Below are 16,091 nucleotides of genomic sequence, written 5' to 3' on the forward strand. Positions count from 1 at the left end.
GGTTCGAACACACTTCAACGACGTCCACGCTGTAAAAACGCTACGAAAATAATCACGGCGCCCTGCACTGCCGCGTTGAGATACACACTGATGATGCTGGTGAGATTCAGGATATTCGCGATCACCGACAACAGGATTGCGCCGATCACCGTCCCGATCACGCGCCCTTCGCCGCCTCTTAGCGCAGTGCCGCCGACGACCACCGCCGCAATTGCCTCGAGCTCCCAGAGCAGGCCGGTGGTCGGCGTGGCAGACCCGAGGCGCGGCACGTACAGCACCGTCGCCACGCCGACGCACAGCCCAAGCAACACGTAGGTGACGATCTTCACGGTATCGACGCGAATGGCTGCATAACGCGCGACCTGTTCGTTCGAGCCGATCGCCTGCACATGCCGCCCGAACACGGTTCTGTTCAACACGATCACGCCACCCGCCGCGACGATCAGGAACACCCAGATAGGCACGGGAATGCCAAAGAGACTGGCGTAATACACGGGGCCATAAAGATCGGACAGATTGTTGTCGAGCGTGAGCGCGCCGCCGTCCGCGAGCCACGTCAGCACTGCGCGGAAAATCCCGAGCGTCCCGAGTGTCACGATGAACGGTTCAATGCGTCCCTTGGTCACGAGCAGTCCATGCGCCAAACCGAAAAGACCCCCTAAAACAAGGGCTAGAACGATTCCGACAGTAATGATGGCGAGCGGCGCGAGCGTATGTCCGCCCACCCCGTGCGCAAGCGCGTTCATGATCCAGATCATGCTGCCGGCGATCAATGCGGCCATCGATCCAACAGACAAATCGATACCGCCCGAGATGATTACGAAGGTCATCCCGACCGCGATGATGCCGATGAACGAGGTACGCGTGAGGACGTTCATCGCGTTGTCGAAGGTGGCGAAATCCGGGTTCAGCAGCGTGCCGCCTATGCATAGCGCGACCAGCCCGAGCAGCGGCCCGACGCCGTGCAGACGCCGCGCAAAGCTGCCAAGGCTGCTCGATCCTTCAACGCCTTCAGTGTGTGCCGGTCGCATGCGCGATCAACCTCTCTTCAGTCAGATGTTCGCGCCCAAGCGTGGCGACAAGCTGCCCGCCGCGCATCACCGCCACGCGATGGCATAAACCGATCAGCTCGATCAGTTCGGATGAGATGACGATCACCGCACGGCCTTCGGCGGCGAGCGCGTGGATCAGGAAATAGATGTCGCGTTTCGCGCCGACATCGACACCGCGAGTGGGTTCGTCGAGAACGATCACGCGTGGGTCGGGATGCAGGAACTTCGCGAGTGCAAGCTTCTGCTGATTGCCGCCCGACAACATGCGCGCGCGGCTCGCCAGATTGCCCGTGCGGATCCCGAAGTCGCCGACCGCCTTTTTAAGCGCATCGCGTTCCGCTTGCGCGTCGAGCAACGGATGGGCATAGCGCTCGAGCGTCATCATGGTGAGGTTGTCCTTCAACGCCATGTCGACGTGCAAGCCGCGGCCCTTGCGGTCCTCGCTCAAATATGTGATGCCGTGTTTCATCGCAGCGCGGGGATTGCGCGGATTGATGCGTTCGCCCTCGAGCGTGATGTGTCCCGCCGCGCGTGTCCGCAAGCCGACAAGTCCTTCAAACAGTTCCGTGCGTCCCGCGCCCACCAGTCCCGCGAAGCCGAACACTTCGCCCGCCTGCACCGAGAAGCTCACGTTCTCCGCCCAGCCCGGCACATAGGCGTTATCGACCTTGAACGCAATGCGGGCATTGGCGGGAATGACGGGTTTATCGGGGAACATGTCGGACACTTCGCGCCCAACCATCAGGTTCGCCATCTGCTGGCGCGTGGTCTCGGCAGTCAACCCGCGGCTGACGAAGCGGCCGTCGCGCATCACGATCACTTCGTCGGTGACGCGTTCCACTTCGTCGAGTTTGTGCGAGATATAAATGATGGTCACGCCGTCGTCCTTCAACCGCGCCATCAATGCGAAGAGCCGTTGCGTTTCGGCAGGCGTGAGCGTGGCGGTCGGTTCGTCCATGATCAACAGGCGGGCATCGCGCAGCATGGCCTTGGCGATCTCTACAAGCTGCTTTTCCGCGACGATCAGGTTGCGTACGCGTGTATCCGGATGTTTGTGAAGGCCGACATCGGCGAGACGTGCGCGCGCGTCTTCGCGCATGGCGGGTTCATCGAGGAAGAGGCCGCGCTTCTTCTCGTGACCCAGAAACATGTTCTGCACAATGCTCAAATGATCCGCGAGATTCAGTTCCTGATGGATCAGCACGATGCCCGTGGCTTCGGCATCGCGCGAGCTCTCGAAGGTCACGACCACGCCGTCGATGGAAACCGACCCCGCGCCAGGGCGTTCGTATCCCGCGAGGATCTTCATCAACGTCGACTTGCCGGCGCCGTTCTCGCCAAGCAAACCGTAGATGCGTCCGGGTGCCAGGTCGAAGCTCACGCCATGCAGCACGCGAACGGGTCCAAACTGTTTTTCGATGTTATCGAAGCTGACGGCCAGGCTCATGATCACGCGCTCCTTCGTATCATCAGCTTGTGCGGGAGCAGCACGCCGGGCACATGCGCGTTGGGTTCGCGCAGGCGTTTGAGCAGCAGGCGCGCGGCGGTTTCGCCCAGTTCGCGCATGGGCTGGGCGACCGTCGTGAGCGGTGGATCGATTTGCGCGGCGACCGCGATGTCGTCGAAACCGATCACCGCCATGTCGTCCGGGACGCGCAAGCCGACGCCACGCAAGCCGTTGATCACGCCGATGGCGAGCGTGTCGGAGACGGCGAACACAGCAGTTGGCCGGTTGCGTCGCAAGCGGGTGAGCTTCCGCGCGGCGCTTTCACCGGCGGCGTAATCGAGGGTATCGAGGTCAACTTGCCAGGCGGAATCGGCGTCGATCCCGGCCGCACTCAATGCATCGCGATAACCCTCCGCGCGCTGGCGGCTATATAAGTATCCGTGGCCCGAATTGATCAGCGCGATCTTCCGGTGGCCTTGGCTGAGCAGGTGGCGTACTGCATCGCCGGCGGCTTGATAGTTGTCGATGCCTACATACGGCACGCCTGCGGCCGGATCGAATTCGCAACACGCTACCCACGGCAGCGTGGCCGCCTCTTCGACCAACGCCTGCTGGATCGCGGCAGGATCGAGGCAAATGGCACCGTCGGCGCGGCGGCCTCGCAGCAAGTCGAAATAACTGCGCTCGCGGCCGGGATCGGCGCCGGTATCGCAAAGCAGCATGAAATAGCCGTTTTGACGCGCGACGCTGTCGATGCCGCGAACGATGGCCGCGTAGAACGGGTTGCCGAAGTCGGGGACCATGGTGAGCAGCATGCGGCTTTCCGCGGTGCGCAAATTGCGCGCGAGTTCGTTGATCCGATACCCGCTGGCGGCAACCGCTGCGAGCACTTTGTCGCGCGTGGGCTCGCGTACGTTGGTGTGACCGTTGAGCACACGGGATACGGTCGCGACCGATACGCCCGCCTTTTGGGCGACATCGGAGATCGAGATTTCATCGGCGGAACGCAATGAATCGGTCATTCGTTTCAACTCGCGGTCCGCGGATGTAATGGATTACATTATTGGAGCGAGAGGGCCAGGACGCGATAGGGACAAACACGAAGGGGGAGCATCAGGACCCAAGCTCTGCGGCGGACGTCGCAAACTAGCGCATACTGGCCGCCCATCCTCCCGCGCGGCTTCACTTCCGCGCCTCCCTGATGCCCGGTTACCTGACCAAGCAACAAAACATCGCCATTGTCGGCGTTGAAGACCTGATCATCCGTTCGCTGCTGGACCTTCAGCAATTCTCCGATCCCGCCGGCGACGCTGAACGAATCGGCATCTCTTCCGCCATGTGGCCGCTGTTCGGCATGCTGTGGCCATCCGGCGCGCATCTCGCCGCGCGCCTCGCCCTGCGACCGGTTTCGATGGGTGAAAGAATTCTCGAAATCGGTTGCGGACTGGCGCTCGCCAGTCTCGTCGGACACCGTCGCGGCGCCGATGTCACCGCCAGCGATTGTCATCCGCTAACCGGCGACTTCCTGAAAGAAAACCTGCGCCTGAATCACTTGCCACCCATGAAATACCGGCACGGCAACTGGTCGATTCCTGAACTGGAAGATACGCTGGAAGATGATTCAGGACGCCGTATTGTCGATGGCCGCTTCGACCTGATCATGGGCAGCGACCTGCTCTATGAACGCGATGCCAACGCGACGCTCGCCGCGTTTATCGGGCTGCATGCATCGCCGGCGGCCGAGGTCTGGATCGTGGACCCTGACCGCGGCAACCGCGCCGCGTTCAACCGCCAAATGGGCGAACGCGGCTTTCACATGCGCGAGGAACGCCTGGACAAAATCGCTTTCGACGATACCGCCGCCTATAAAGGCAGGCTGCTGATCTATCGTTTTGGCGACGCATGACATCGCGCTGTGCATACGTTGCTCGTTGCTAGCCGATCAACCGAACGTGAATGCGTACGCCTCGACGCCTGGGTCCAGGAACTCGATGGTGAAGGTGTGATCCTTCACATCGCCTGACTGCCGCACGAGCTGATACAAACGCTGCTCCGTGACCGTGCCGGTGCCGTCGGCCATGACATCCGACCCGTGCGCATCGCCGGGCGCCGCGCCATCGATGCTCACGCGAAACCTCACCGGCTTGTTGCCCTTTCCGGGTCCGAGCACGAGATGCAAGTCACGCGCGTGGAATCGATACACGATGGTACCCGTCGATGCCGCCAGCGTCGCTTGCTCCGAACCCACGTTCCATACGCCCGCCAAGCCCCATTGATTGAGCCCGAGCAAAGCAGGCGCGGTATAGCTGTGCACGCGATCATGCGATGCACCGCCGCGATCGGCAAAGTTCTCTGCGCGCTCGTAGCCGACATACGTTTCCGGCGACTGCATGTCGGCGTTATCGGCCGCCATTTGCACGCCTTTCGCCACAGTGTCGTCGCTGACCATCGCGCCTGCATTTGCGTGACCGGCTTCTGCCAGCAACTGCTGGATCACCTGTTCCGAATGCGCGTAGTCGCCTTCGCCAAAGTGATGGAAGCGAACCTGCCCTTTGGCATCGATGAAATAATGCGCCGGCCAGTACTGGTTCCCGAATGCGCGCCAGATTGCGTAGTTGTTATCGATGGCAACCGGATAATCGACACCCAGATCGTGCGTCGCGCGCTTGACGTTGTCCACGTTGCGCTCGAATGCAAACTCGGGCGCATGTACACCGATCACCACGAGCCCCTGATCGCGATACTTCTGCGCCCACGCCTTCACGTAAGGCAGCGAACGCAAACAATTGATGCACGAGTAGGTCCAGAAATCCACGAGCACGACCTTGCCGCGCAAATCCTGCGCCGTCAGCGGCGGCGAATTGAGCCATTGAACGGCGCCCGACAAAGACGGCAATTCGCCCTCCACCGGCAGCGACAACGGCGCCTCGTTGGTGGCGGCTGCTTTCATCATGGCGGGACCGGCGGCAGCGTCTGTTGCCGCGGTGGTTTGGGCAGACGCGACGTTGTTGTTAGTGGCAGCTTTGGCCGGTGTAGAACCGCCCGACAATGTATCCACCAGTTTCTGTTCGATGCCACCTGTTGCAACTGTGGACACGCGAGCGAGCACGCCGGTATCGAGTCCTAACGAGATGGCGACGACGCCAAGCAGCATCGCGGCGCCAATGCCGCGACGAATCCACTCGCCTGCACCGAGCGAGCGTTTCATCGCTGCAAACACTCGGCCTCCGATGAGCAACGCGACCGCCAGCGACGTCGCCGCTCCTGCCGCATACGCGACGAGCAGCAGCGTTGTGCCCACACTCGCGCCGCGCAGTGCTGCGCCTGTCAGAACGAGGCCTAATATTGGGCCGGCGCACGGCGCCCACAGCAGGCCGGTTGCGATGCCCAGCAGGAACGATGAACTTGGGCGCACGTGTTGTCCGCCGGCTTGAGCGAATTCGGACAAACGGTTGCCCGCGCTGACAAACGGACGCATGAGGCGCTCGGCGAAGCTTGGCAGCAGCAGCGTCAGGCCGAAGATGGCCAGCAATGCGACGGCGAGCCATCGGCCGTATTGGTTCGCCTGCGTGACCCAGCCGCCGCCCACTGCGGCGAGCGTTGCGACTGCGGCGAAAGTGATCGCCATGCCGGCCAGCAAAGGCAGGCCGCTGCGCACGAATGGTTGGTCTGCACGCGAGAAGACGAAGGGCAACACGGGCAAGATGCACGGGCTCAGGATAGTGAGTGCGCCGCCGAGATAAGCCAGGACAATGAGTAACATGAGCGTGAAAGTTCTTAGGTCTTCGGGTGGTCGGGGTGCGGCGCAAAGCAGTTTCGAGAGCTTGTGCAGCGGATCGGGAAGCGTGTTCAGGCCGCGGCGGGTTTGAACTCCATTGCCAGGCCGTTCATGCAATAGCGCAAGCCGGTGGGTTTGGGGCCGTCATCGAAGACATGTCCGAGATGGCCGCCGCAGCGTCGGCAGTGCACTTCGGTGCGTGATACGCCGAAGGACAAGTCTTCGTGCGTTGCCACTGCGTGATCGAGCGGTGCCCAGAAGCTTGGCCAGCCAGTGTGGCTGTCGAACTTTGTGCGAGAAGAAAAGACGTCTAGCTGACATCCGGCGCAAGCAAACGTGCCGTTGCGATGTTCGTTGTTCAGAGGGCTGCTGTAGGGGCGTTCCGTGCCTTCATGGCGGAGCACGTTGTATTGAGCGGGCGTGAGCAGGCTACGCCATTGGTCGTCGGGGTGGACGACTTCGAAGGCTTCGTCGGCGGTGCTGCTGCCTCCGGTGGCACCCATTACGTGACGTTGATTGAATGCGGCGAACGCTGCTGCTGCGAGGACGCTGCCTGCAAAAATAAACCGGCGCCGGGTTTGCATGATGTGCTCCTGAACAAAACTTACGCTTTGGGGAAAGTCGTACTGCGTACGGACGGCCTTCCGGGTTGCTACGGAGAACCTTGGTTGGGGGTTCTAACAGGCAAACACGTCAATCACGGCTTTAATCCCTTACGACCGAAAAAACCGTGATTAATTTAAGAAACCTGAGGCCTGTTTCAACCGGATCTTGAATGCCGCTTGGTTTAAATCGCAACATTCACCGTGCGTCTATAAGCTAGTTCGTCCAGGGAACACAGTGGGTTACACGTGGCCCATTAAAATTCGTTTGGCTGATCTACGGATGATCTACAGCCATTCCATATACAAGTTACGCTATATTTAACTAAATATAGCGTAACTTGATGAATATCGACTTGCCATGCGTATGGTGGGGGTAGATCCGGGCGGTTGCTTGACGGTTAATTGGAGCTTGCCCGAGAGCGTACGGGGCGAAGCGTGTTCGTGTCGGGATTCGCGAGAAGGAGGGGTTCAAACATCGGTGGTTCTGGCGAGCACCGTGCTTTTGGGGCACCCATGAATGAAAACTGCACGCTGTGGACACTTAGGGTAGAGCGGTGAAAGCGTTTTCTTTGCTTCGTTTCTTTGTCGCTAAGGACCAAGAAATGACGCGCCGCCACGCGCAGTGGCTAATAGTGATAAAGAAAACAGCCAACATAAAACCCGCGAAGACCTGGAAAGCAGCAACCCGGCAATGAACCCGACCGCTAACGCAAGAACCTGGCAACCCGGCACTGACCCCGACCGCTAACCCAATCACCCGTCCATCCCTCGTCGCGAGCAAAAAACCTCACTGCACCAAATACCCCCGCCCCGTCATACATTCTCCATACGAGCGCCAATACTGAACCATCGGCGGTTCCGGCGGCGGCAACGCTGGCATGGGTGCATCGGCAGAAGTTGAAGAACTCGCATTTGCCGCAGCCCGCGCATCCGAGGCCACCCCAGGCGTGGGCGTTGCAGAAGCGGCCAGTCCCAATCCCGCGACCGGGTCGGACCCGGGCGCAATCGCTGATGGTAACGGCGTCGCCACCGGCACAGGATGAATCGCGCCAGGCTTCACGGTCCTTGGTTTCTCAGGCGCCTGAGATACGCGCGCCATCACCACGCCGGTGTGTTGATTGGCGTAGCTGTAGCACATGCCTCTGTCGATACTGGTTTGCCCCGGGCTTTGGCTGCGCATTGGAATGGCGACTGGTTGTTGCGCGAGCGCGCTGGTGCTCAGCAACATCACGGCAATGCCGGCGGACAGGGGGATTTTCATAGCGCGTGCACTCCTTGAAACAGGAATGGCGGCGTCCGGATCAGGCTGATTCCGAGGCGTCGCCAAAACGAGCTTTCACCTTACTGTTCGCAGTGCGTACTCATGCGAAAGACTATCGCCATAATCCGCCAACCTTCCGCGTTATTCGCCTGATTAGCGCGCTAGACCGCGTTTGTTTGATGATCCTGAGTGAGTCCGGCGTTGAAAGTCGTGCCGCGAGAGACGAAGTTAAACCTTGTGCATCGCACCACATTCACTGGGATTTCAGACGACGCCTTCCTTTTCAATAGCCAAGCACATCAAACGCTTTCCAGCGCCAGCGCAATCCCCTGCCCGCCGCCGATACACAGCGTCACCATCGCTTTCTTAAGCCCGTCGCGTTTCATCGCGTGAACGAGACGCGTGACCAGCACCGCGCCAGTTGCGCCGATAGCATGGCCATGCGCAATCGCACCGCCTTCGGGATTCACCACGTCATCGGGCAAACCGAGCTTGCGCGCCACCGCAATCGGCACCGCGGCGAATGCTTCGTTGATCTCGATGCGTTCGAGATCGCCCAGCTTCCAGCCGGCGCGGTCCAGCGCCTGCTGCACGGCAGGCACCGGCCCAAGACCGAACATGCCCGGTTCGACGGCTGCAATACCATACGCGACCAGCCGCACCGATGGCCTGATCCCCTTGCGCTCGGCGAACGCGCGATCGGCTACGAGCATTGCTGCCGCGCCGCTGTTCAGGCCCGGCGCGTTGCCCGCGGTAATCGTTCCATCGGGGCGGAATGCGGGCCGCAGTTTGGACAACGTGGCAAACGTGGTGTCGGGACGCGGCTGTTCGTCGGTATCGAAGACGACGCTTTGCTTCCCGGCTTTGACGTCCACGCCAACAATTTCGGCAGCAAACAGACCCTTCGCCTGCGCCGCGGCAAAACGCTGCTGCGAGCGCTCGGCGAAGCGGTCCTGCGCCTCGCGCGTGATGTCCATTTGCGTCACGAGATCTTCGGTGTGCCAGCCGGAATGCTTTCCGGAGAAGGCGTCGTCGAGACCGTCACGCAACATGCTGTCGTGGATTTCCGCATTGCCCATCCGATACCCGAAGCGACCGTTGTCGAGCAGATATGGCGCACGGTCCATGTTCTCCATGCCGCCCGCCACCGCAAGCTGCACGAACCCGGCGGTGATCTCGTTAGCCGCCGATACAATCGCCTGCGCGCCCGACCCGCACACACGGTTCACCGTCAGCGCAGGGACTGTTACAGGCAAGCCCCCGTTCAAGGCCGCCTGACGAGCCGGATTCATGCGGTTGCCCGCCTGGATCACGTTACCCAAGGTAACCGAATCCACGTCCTGTCCCGCCACCCCGGCACGCCGCAAGGTTTCACGGACAACGGCGGCTCCAAGGTCCGTCGCCGGCGTGCCTTTCAGCGCGCCGTTGAATGCGCCGATCGCAGTCCTGACCGGCTCGCACAGCACGATTTCACGTAGTTGAGTCATGGTCCTTCGCTCCTTGCGTGGTTCAGCCCAAAACTCAGTGCGCCGGCGCGAGATACGCAGGCGTGGCCGTCGACAACGACGCCTTCACGTTACGGCCGACGTCATCGACGAGAATCTCTTCCTTGCCTTGCTCAATGCCCTCAAGCACCTGACGCACGACCTCTTCCGGCGATGTCTTCGGTGCATCGATTCCCGCAGTCATATCGGTATCGATAAACGCCGGATGCACGCCCACCACCAACGTGTTCTGCCCGCGCAATTCAGTGCGCAAGCCGTTCGTGATCGCCCACGCGGCGGATTTGGACGCGCTATACGTCCCCGAGGTGTCGATCGTCAGCCAGCTCAACACCGACAGGATGTTGACAACCGCGCCGCCGCCGTTGCGCTTGAGGATCGGCGCGAACGCCTGCGTGATGGCAAGCGGACCGATCACGTTGGTCTCGACCTGCGAGCGCACGGCGTCGACAGACGCGCTATCCAGCAACGAACCGCCGATGATCGCGCCTGCATTGTTGATGACAACCTGCACGTCGGTCAGGCGCTCGGCCGCCGCGGCAATGCTCTGCGCGTTCGTGACGTCGAGTTGGACCGGTTCCACGCCGGGCACTTTGACCTGACTTTTATCGCGCGCCGATGCATACACTTTCGATGCCCCCGCCGCGAGCAGCGCCTTCGCAAACTGCTCGCCAAGGCCGCGATTTGCACCCGTCACCAATACGACTTTTCCTTTGATTTCCATGTCAATCTCCGTTGTGCATATGCACTAAATAGGGTACAAAAAACGCCCGGTTTGGGGCCGGGCGACTGTTCAGTCCGCCGATTATTCCGTCGATGTCAATTCAAGCAGCGACTTTCTCAGTTCTCCAGCGCGTTCCCGGCCGAACTTGTCCTCGAATTCGTTCTGGGCCTCGCGCCAATGCACTGAAGCTTCGCCAAGCGTCTTCTTGCCCGCGTCCGACAGCGACAACGCCACGGCGCGCGTACTCGCGTCTTGCTGGGCAGCAATCACAAGACAGTCACGCTGCAAGGGCTTCAATGCTCGGACCAGCGTGGTCCGCTCCATCACCATGGCGTCCGCGAGCTCAGCCATGGTCACGCCGGGCCGCCGATGGATTGCCGCAAGCAACGTGTACTGCGCCGCCGTCACCCCTGCTTGGCTAACGTGGCGCTCATAAAGCTGCGACACAAACCGCGCCGCCTGACGGATGGCGAAGCAGTTGCAATCGAGGTAGGTCAGATCTTGGGTAGTCATGGCGGTCATTATAATTGTGTATATGCACTTTGTCAAGGCGAGGGAAATCGCCGGCCATGGGACCAGCCCCTCAATTACCCCTTGGGATACGCCACGACATCGCCTTCGACCGACAGCGCAATGCGTTCGCCGACACGCGGATGCGAATGCCCCGCGACGCGAATCTGCACGCCACGCTCGCAGGTGAGAGAGCGCAGCATGACGCTGGCATCGTGACCATAGAACACGACTTTCTCGACCACCGCCTGAACGCCGTCGCCGTTCGTTTGATGATCCGGCACAATCCGGATCTGCTCCGGGCGGATCATCACATCGACATCGATCGCGGCCATCGCGCGTGCGATCGGCAAGGTGCCGAACTCGCAAATCACCTGCTTTGAATTCCGGGCATCGATCGATCCCGGCACGATCACCGCGTCGCCGACAAAACTCGCCAGCTCACGCGACACGGGCCGCCGATACACCGCCTCCGGCGAATCCGTCTGCACAAGACGGCCGCGCCACAACACCGCGACCTCGTGCCCAAGCGACAACGCCTCGGCCTGATCGTGCGTGACCAGCACCGCGGTCGCGCCCGTGGCCGCAAGCGCATTCGCCACGGCTTCACGCGTTTCGATCCGCAACGCGGCATCGAGCGAAGAAAATGGTTCGTCGAGCATCACGAGCGAGGGCGACGGCGCAAGTGCGCGTGCGAGTGCGACGCGTTGCTGCTGTCCGCCGGACAATGCCTGCGGCGGCCGGTCGCCATACGCGGCGGGCAGACCAACGAGCGCCAGCAATTCATCCACGCGATACCGCGCCCGACGCTGCTGCCTCGGCAAGCCGAAGACGATGTTATCGGCGACCGAAAGATGCGGGAAAAGCGCGCCTTCCTGCGGCACGTAGCCTATTCGCCGTGCTTCAGACGGCACGTGAATGCCCGGCCCGGCCACGCGTACACCATCGATTTCAACGGTGCCGCCGTCTGCCCGTTCGAAGCCGCAGAGCACGCGCAACAGCGTGGTCTTGCCGCTGCCGGACGGCCCGAGCAACGCAAGCAGAGTGCCCCGTTCCACCGATAAATCGACGCCATGAAGCACGGGTTGACCATCGAAGGATTTGGTCAGGCTGGTAACGCGAAGTTCGCTCATATCGATTTACTTGTCAGTCGGCGAACCGGCCTGCAGTCCTTCTTTTAAAACCGCCGCACGCCCGCCAACCGCCGATCGCCCGAGCAACGTGAAGAGCGCAATCGATGCCGCCAGCGAAATACCCACGAGCAACGCGGCATACGGCGCAGCGGAGGCGAACGCGAGCGTGGAGGTATCGATCCACACTTGAGTGGCAAGCGTGCGTGTACCGCTGGGCGACAGCAATAACGTGGAATTGAGTTCGGTGACAACCGAGATGAAGACCATGGTCGCGCCAGCGCCAAGGCCTGGGCCCGCGAGCGGCAAGAGCACACGCCGCACGGTTTCGCGCCAGCTAAGCCCAAGCGATCGGGCCGTCTCTTCAAGACGAGGCTGCGCCTGCGTGAACGCCGCGCGCACGCTGACGAGCGCGAGCGGCAGGAACAGGATGGCGTAGGCCACGACCAGTAGTTCAGCACTTTGATACAGCGGCCTCAACGCATGCACGGCCAGCGATACGATCGCCAGCGCGACCACGAGACTCGGCAACCCTTGCGCGAGGAATACGATGCGTTCGAACGTCGTCGCCATCCGGCTCGGAAAACGAACGAGCAGAAACGCGAGCGGCACGCACGCGAGCGTGGTGACGACCGCGGCGGCGCACCCATATCCGATCGATGACAACGTCGATTCAATCAGCAGTTCCGGCGACACTTCCGCGGGCGTGATGGCCGCAGCACCGCTTTGCGTCAGCCAGAAACCAATCATGCCGATAGGCACGCCCAGCGTCACGATTGCCAGCACGATGAACGCGGCGACCACCGCCCATCGCCACGCACCGAGTTCATAACGCAATGCGGCACGCCGCACGCCGCGATCGACGCGTTCATAGCGCGAACGGCCGCGCACGCGCATTTCCAGCGCGAGGCAGAACAGGCACATCGCGATGAGAATGCACGCGAATACCGACGCGCCGCTGCTGTCGAAGCTAGTCCTGTATTCGGCGTAAATCTGGGTAGTGAAGGTCCGAAAGCGCAGCAGCGTGAACGCGCCAAATTCAGACAGCACGCCGAGCGCCACCAGCAGCATTCCGCCGAGCAGCGCGGGCCGCAATTGCGGCAACACTACGCGCATGAACACGCCAACGCGTCCGCAACCGAGCGAGCGCGCGCTTTCTTCGAGCGCCGGATCCATGCCGCGCAAGGCGGCGGCGACCGGCAGATAGACAAGGGGAAAATACGCGGTGGAAATCACGAGCAACGCGCCCGCGAAGTCCTGCAAATCGAGGCTCAGCGAGACCCACGCATAACTCGTGATGAACGCGGGCATCGCGAGCGGTGCGACCGTAAGCGCAGCCCAAAGACGCCGCCCGGGCAAACGCGTTCGTTCAATAAACCACGCTGCAGCCGTCCCCACCACCGCTGATACGAGCGTGGCGCTCACGGTAATGGACAGCGTATTGATGAGCAATTCGCCCACCAGCGGCCGGAAGATCAGCTCGATAGCGTCATCCCAGCCGAACGTCACCGCGCGATACACCGTGAAGGCGAGCGGCATCAGCACGAGCAGCGCGCACAATCCCGCCGCCACGAGCAAACCCCGCGGCGCGCGTTTGCGGCTGCGGGGTTCAGGCAGCGCGGATACGCCAACCGCCTTCACGACTTCGCTCATACGCTCCTGCGCTTACAGTAGTCCGGCCTGGCGCATCAGCTTCGCGGCCTTGCTGTCATCGCCGAGTTGTTCAACCGTCAACGACGGCGGGCTCAACTGGTCAAAAGGCTTGAGCAGCGGGTCGGGAGAAACGCCTGCATGCAGCGGATATTCAAACGCAATCTTGCCCTTGGCCATCAGGTCCTGCGCACGTTCACTCACCAGATACGCGAGGAACTGCTGCGCCGCCTGCTGGTTCTTGCTCGACTTCAACACGGCCGCGCCCGATACGTTCACGAGTGCGCCCACATCGCCGTTACCGAAGTGATAGATCGCGCTACGTGTCGCGCTGTCACCGAGTTGCACATGCAAGCGCGCCCAGTAGTAGTTGTTCACTACGCCCGTTGCCACGCCGCCGCGATTCACCGCTGCCACCACGCCTTCGTCGTCATCGAAGATCTGCGAGTTTTTCTTCAGGCCCTTGAGCCAGTCCAGCGCTTGCGCTTCGCCCTTCATCGCGATAACCGCGCTCACCACCGGCAGGAAATCGCCGTCGCTCGGTGCAATGCCGACCTTGCCTTTCCACTCCGGCTTGGCCAAGTCCATCAGCGATGCCGGCAGTTGCGCGGCATCGATCTTCTTTGTGTTGTAGACCAGCACGTTCTCGCGCGCGAGCACGCCGACCCAGTCGCCCTGCGGCGAGTTGTAGCGTGACGGAATGGTCGAGAGCGTGGACGCATCGGTTTTGGCGAGCAGGCCTTTCTCGTCGAGCAACATCAGTTCGGGCGAGTTCTCGGTGAAGTAGACATCGGCGGGAGAAGCCGATCCTTCCGCGACGAGTTGCGCCGCCATGGCCGGGCCTTCACCGTTACGAACCTTCACCGAAATGCCGCTTTGCTTTTCGAAATCCTTCGCGAGCGCAGCCACAACTTGCTCGTGTTGCGCGTTGTACAAGGTCAGCGTCGCCGCTTCCGAGTTCAGCGGCAACGCCGCTGCGGCAGCCAGCACCGCGATGCCGCAAAGCGTGCGCAGCACGGGCAGGGAGCGTGTGGTGTTCATTGCAATCATTCCTTTTGTTGTGGTGCGCCGGCGTGCGTTAGCGTGCGCCGGCGAGTGCTTGAGCTTGGTTTGAGCTTCTGACTTCTGGCTTACGTTGAATCAGGTATCGAACAGCCCCGCGCCGATAAACGAACCCGGCCGCACGCCCGGCGGGCACGCGAACACCGCGCTGCCAACGTGCGTGGTGAACTGGTTCATCATGTCGAACTTCGCGAGCCGTTCGTTGATCGGAATGAAACCCGTGCGCGGATCGGCTTGATGCGCGACGAAGATCAACCCCGCGTCGTACTCGGTTTCCTGGCGCCATGGCGGCCAGCGCTCGATATAAAAATCGGTGCCGTCGTTGTAGGAATACGAACGGCGCAGGATCTGCGCACCGTTGTTCGTCGCCTGGTTCGACAAGCGCACGTGGGAGTTTTCGGGGATCACCTGGTTGCCGTCTTTATCGGCGGCATCGAGGTCGAGCGCATCGAATTCATTCTTCTTGCCGATCGGCGCGCCGCTGTATTTCTCGCGGCCCATCACCTGTTCCTGGAAACCGCGCTCCATGGTGTCCCAGTGTTCCAGCGTGATACGAATACGCCGCACGACCGTGTATGTGCCGCCATCCATCCACGGCGCATCGGTCGACTTCGCCCACACGAACTGATTCATCAGCGCCGGTTTTGCGACCGACGGATTATTGGTGCCGTCCTTGAAACCCATCAGGTTGCGCGGCGTCTGTCCACGCGGACCGGAGAGAAATCCCGCCTGACCCCAGCGCATGGCCACGATGCCGTAGCCCATGCGCGCGAGTTGACGCACTGCATGGAACGCGACTTGTGCGTCGTTGGCGCAGGCTTGAATCAGGATGTCGCCGCCGGTTTTCTGCGGCAGCAACTGGTCGCCGTTGAAACGCGGCAAGTCGACGAGCGCGGCAGGCCGGTGTTTCTCCAGACCGTAGCGGTCCTTGCCGTCGTGCGTGAAAAGCCCCGGGCCGAAACCGAACGTGATCGTGAGGCCCGCTGCCCCGAGGCCGAGGATATCGCCGGAATCGGGTGCGGCTTTGTCGTCGGTGGGCAACGGCTTGGCCGTGTCGCCGCGCGACATGCGCGCGGCCGCGTCCGTCCACGTTTTCAGAAGGCCGATGACGTCGTCGCGTTTGTCGGTCGTGAGATCGAGCGACGCCACGTACGTGTGGCTCTGCTGCGGCGTCACGATACCCGCCTGGTGCTCGCCGAAAAACGGCTCGACCACGAGCATTGGGTCGATAGGTTGCTTGAATTGCGCCTTGGCTGCAGCGTGCGCGACTGAACCTGCGCCCAGCGCCGCGCCCGCGGCAACGCCTGCTTTCAAAAAGCGCCGGCGCGGTGGATCTTGATCGTTTGCCATGATGTCGCCCTGCTGTGCTG

Annotated in this window: 14 protein-coding genes; 1 reads left to right on the forward strand and 13 read right to left on the reverse strand. The window is 61.6% G+C overall.

The window, feature by feature from the left end; translation table 11 throughout:
• Positions 1-14: 14 nt before the first annotated feature.
• From ACSQ83_RS03170 to ACSQ83_RS03180, 3 genes are read right to left on the reverse strand one after another with little or no spacing between them, the layout of a single operon-like run.
• On the reverse strand, positions 15-1,031 hold the full coding sequence (locus tag ACSQ83_RS03170) for an ABC transporter permease (RefSeq protein ID WP_436227186.1): 1,017 nt from the start codon (positions 1,029-1,031) through the stop codon (positions 15-17).
• Positions 1,012-2,499, reverse strand: coding sequence for a sugar ABC transporter ATP-binding protein (locus ACSQ83_RS03175; RefSeq protein ID WP_436227187.1), 1,488 nt, complete (start codon positions 2,497-2,499; stop codon positions 1,012-1,014). Before ACSQ83_RS03175 ends, ACSQ83_RS03170 begins: the two co-directional genes overlap by 20 nt.
• A 2-nt stretch (positions 2,500-2,501) precedes the next feature.
• Positions 2,502-3,521 carry a LacI family DNA-binding transcriptional regulator gene (locus ACSQ83_RS03180; RefSeq protein ID WP_436227188.1) on the reverse strand — a complete coding sequence of 340 codons (1,020 nt, stop codon included), beginning with the start codon at positions 3,519-3,521 and terminating at the stop codon, positions 2,502-2,504.
• Between the two features lie 179 nt (positions 3,522-3,700).
• Between ACSQ83_RS03180 and ACSQ83_RS03185 the strand changes: the two genes are divergently transcribed.
• The gene (locus ACSQ83_RS03185) at positions 3,701-4,405 is read left to right on the forward strand and encodes a class I SAM-dependent methyltransferase (RefSeq protein ID WP_436227189.1); all 705 of its coding nucleotides are present in this window, start codon (positions 3,701-3,703) and stop codon (positions 4,403-4,405) included.
• Positions 4,406-4,441: 36 nt separating this feature from the next.
• Here the strand turns inward: ACSQ83_RS03185 and ACSQ83_RS03190 are convergent, their stop codons facing one another.
• From ACSQ83_RS03190 to efeB, 10 genes are all read right to left on the reverse strand, one after another.
• A complete protein-coding gene (locus ACSQ83_RS03190; RefSeq protein WP_436227190.1) occupies positions 4,442-6,262 on the reverse strand; it encodes a cytochrome c biogenesis protein DipZ in 1,821 nt (606 codons plus the stop codon).
• An 86-nt stretch (positions 6,263-6,348) separates the two neighbouring features.
• Positions 6,349-6,780, reverse strand: coding sequence for a peptide-methionine (R)-S-oxide reductase MsrB (gene msrB / locus ACSQ83_RS03195; RefSeq protein ID WP_436227285.1), 432 nt, complete (start codon positions 6,778-6,780; stop codon positions 6,349-6,351).
• An 889-nt stretch (positions 6,781-7,669) separates the two neighbouring features.
• Complete coding sequence (locus ACSQ83_RS03200; protein ID WP_414949104.1) at positions 7,670-8,143, reverse strand: hypothetical protein; 474 nt, start codon at positions 8,141-8,143, stop codon at positions 7,670-7,672.
• Between the two features lie 299 nt (positions 8,144-8,442).
• Complete coding sequence (locus ACSQ83_RS03205; RefSeq protein WP_414949102.1) at positions 8,443-9,630, reverse strand: thiolase family protein; 1,188 nt, start codon at positions 9,628-9,630, stop codon at positions 8,443-8,445.
• A 34-nt stretch (positions 9,631-9,664) separates the two neighbouring features.
• Complete coding sequence (locus ACSQ83_RS03210; RefSeq protein WP_414949101.1) at positions 9,665-10,369, reverse strand: SDR family oxidoreductase; 705 nt, start codon at positions 10,367-10,369, stop codon at positions 9,665-9,667.
• 81 nt (positions 10,370-10,450) lie between these two features.
• The gene (locus ACSQ83_RS03215; protein ID WP_436227191.1) at positions 10,451-10,882 is read right to left on the reverse strand and encodes a MarR family winged helix-turn-helix transcriptional regulator; all 432 of its coding nucleotides are present in this window, start codon (positions 10,880-10,882) and stop codon (positions 10,451-10,453) included.
• 74 nt (positions 10,883-10,956) lie between these two features.
• Positions 10,957-12,012 carry an ABC transporter ATP-binding protein gene (locus ACSQ83_RS03220; RefSeq protein WP_436227192.1) on the reverse strand — a complete coding sequence of 352 codons (1,056 nt, stop codon included), beginning with the start codon at positions 12,010-12,012 and terminating at the stop codon, positions 10,957-10,959.
• A 6-nt stretch (positions 12,013-12,018) separates the two neighbouring features.
• On the reverse strand, positions 12,019-13,662 hold the full coding sequence (locus ACSQ83_RS03225) for an ABC transporter permease (RefSeq protein ID WP_436227193.1): 1,644 nt from the start codon (positions 13,660-13,662) through the stop codon (positions 12,019-12,021).
• Positions 13,663-13,674: 12 nt separating this feature from the next.
• On the reverse strand, positions 13,675-14,700 hold the full coding sequence (locus ACSQ83_RS03230) for an iron ABC transporter substrate-binding protein (RefSeq protein ID WP_414949097.1): 1,026 nt from the start codon (positions 14,698-14,700) through the stop codon (positions 13,675-13,677).
• Positions 14,701-14,799: 99 nt separating this feature from the next.
• A complete protein-coding gene (gene efeB, locus ACSQ83_RS03235; RefSeq protein WP_414949095.1) occupies positions 14,800-16,071 on the reverse strand; it encodes an iron uptake transporter deferrochelatase/peroxidase subunit in 1,272 nt (423 codons plus the stop codon).
• Positions 16,072-16,091: the final 20 nt, after the last annotated feature.

The organism is Caballeronia sp. LjRoot29 (assembly GCF_964252755.1).
Classification (GTDB): domain Bacteria; phylum Pseudomonadota; class Gammaproteobacteria; order Burkholderiales; family Burkholderiaceae; genus Caballeronia.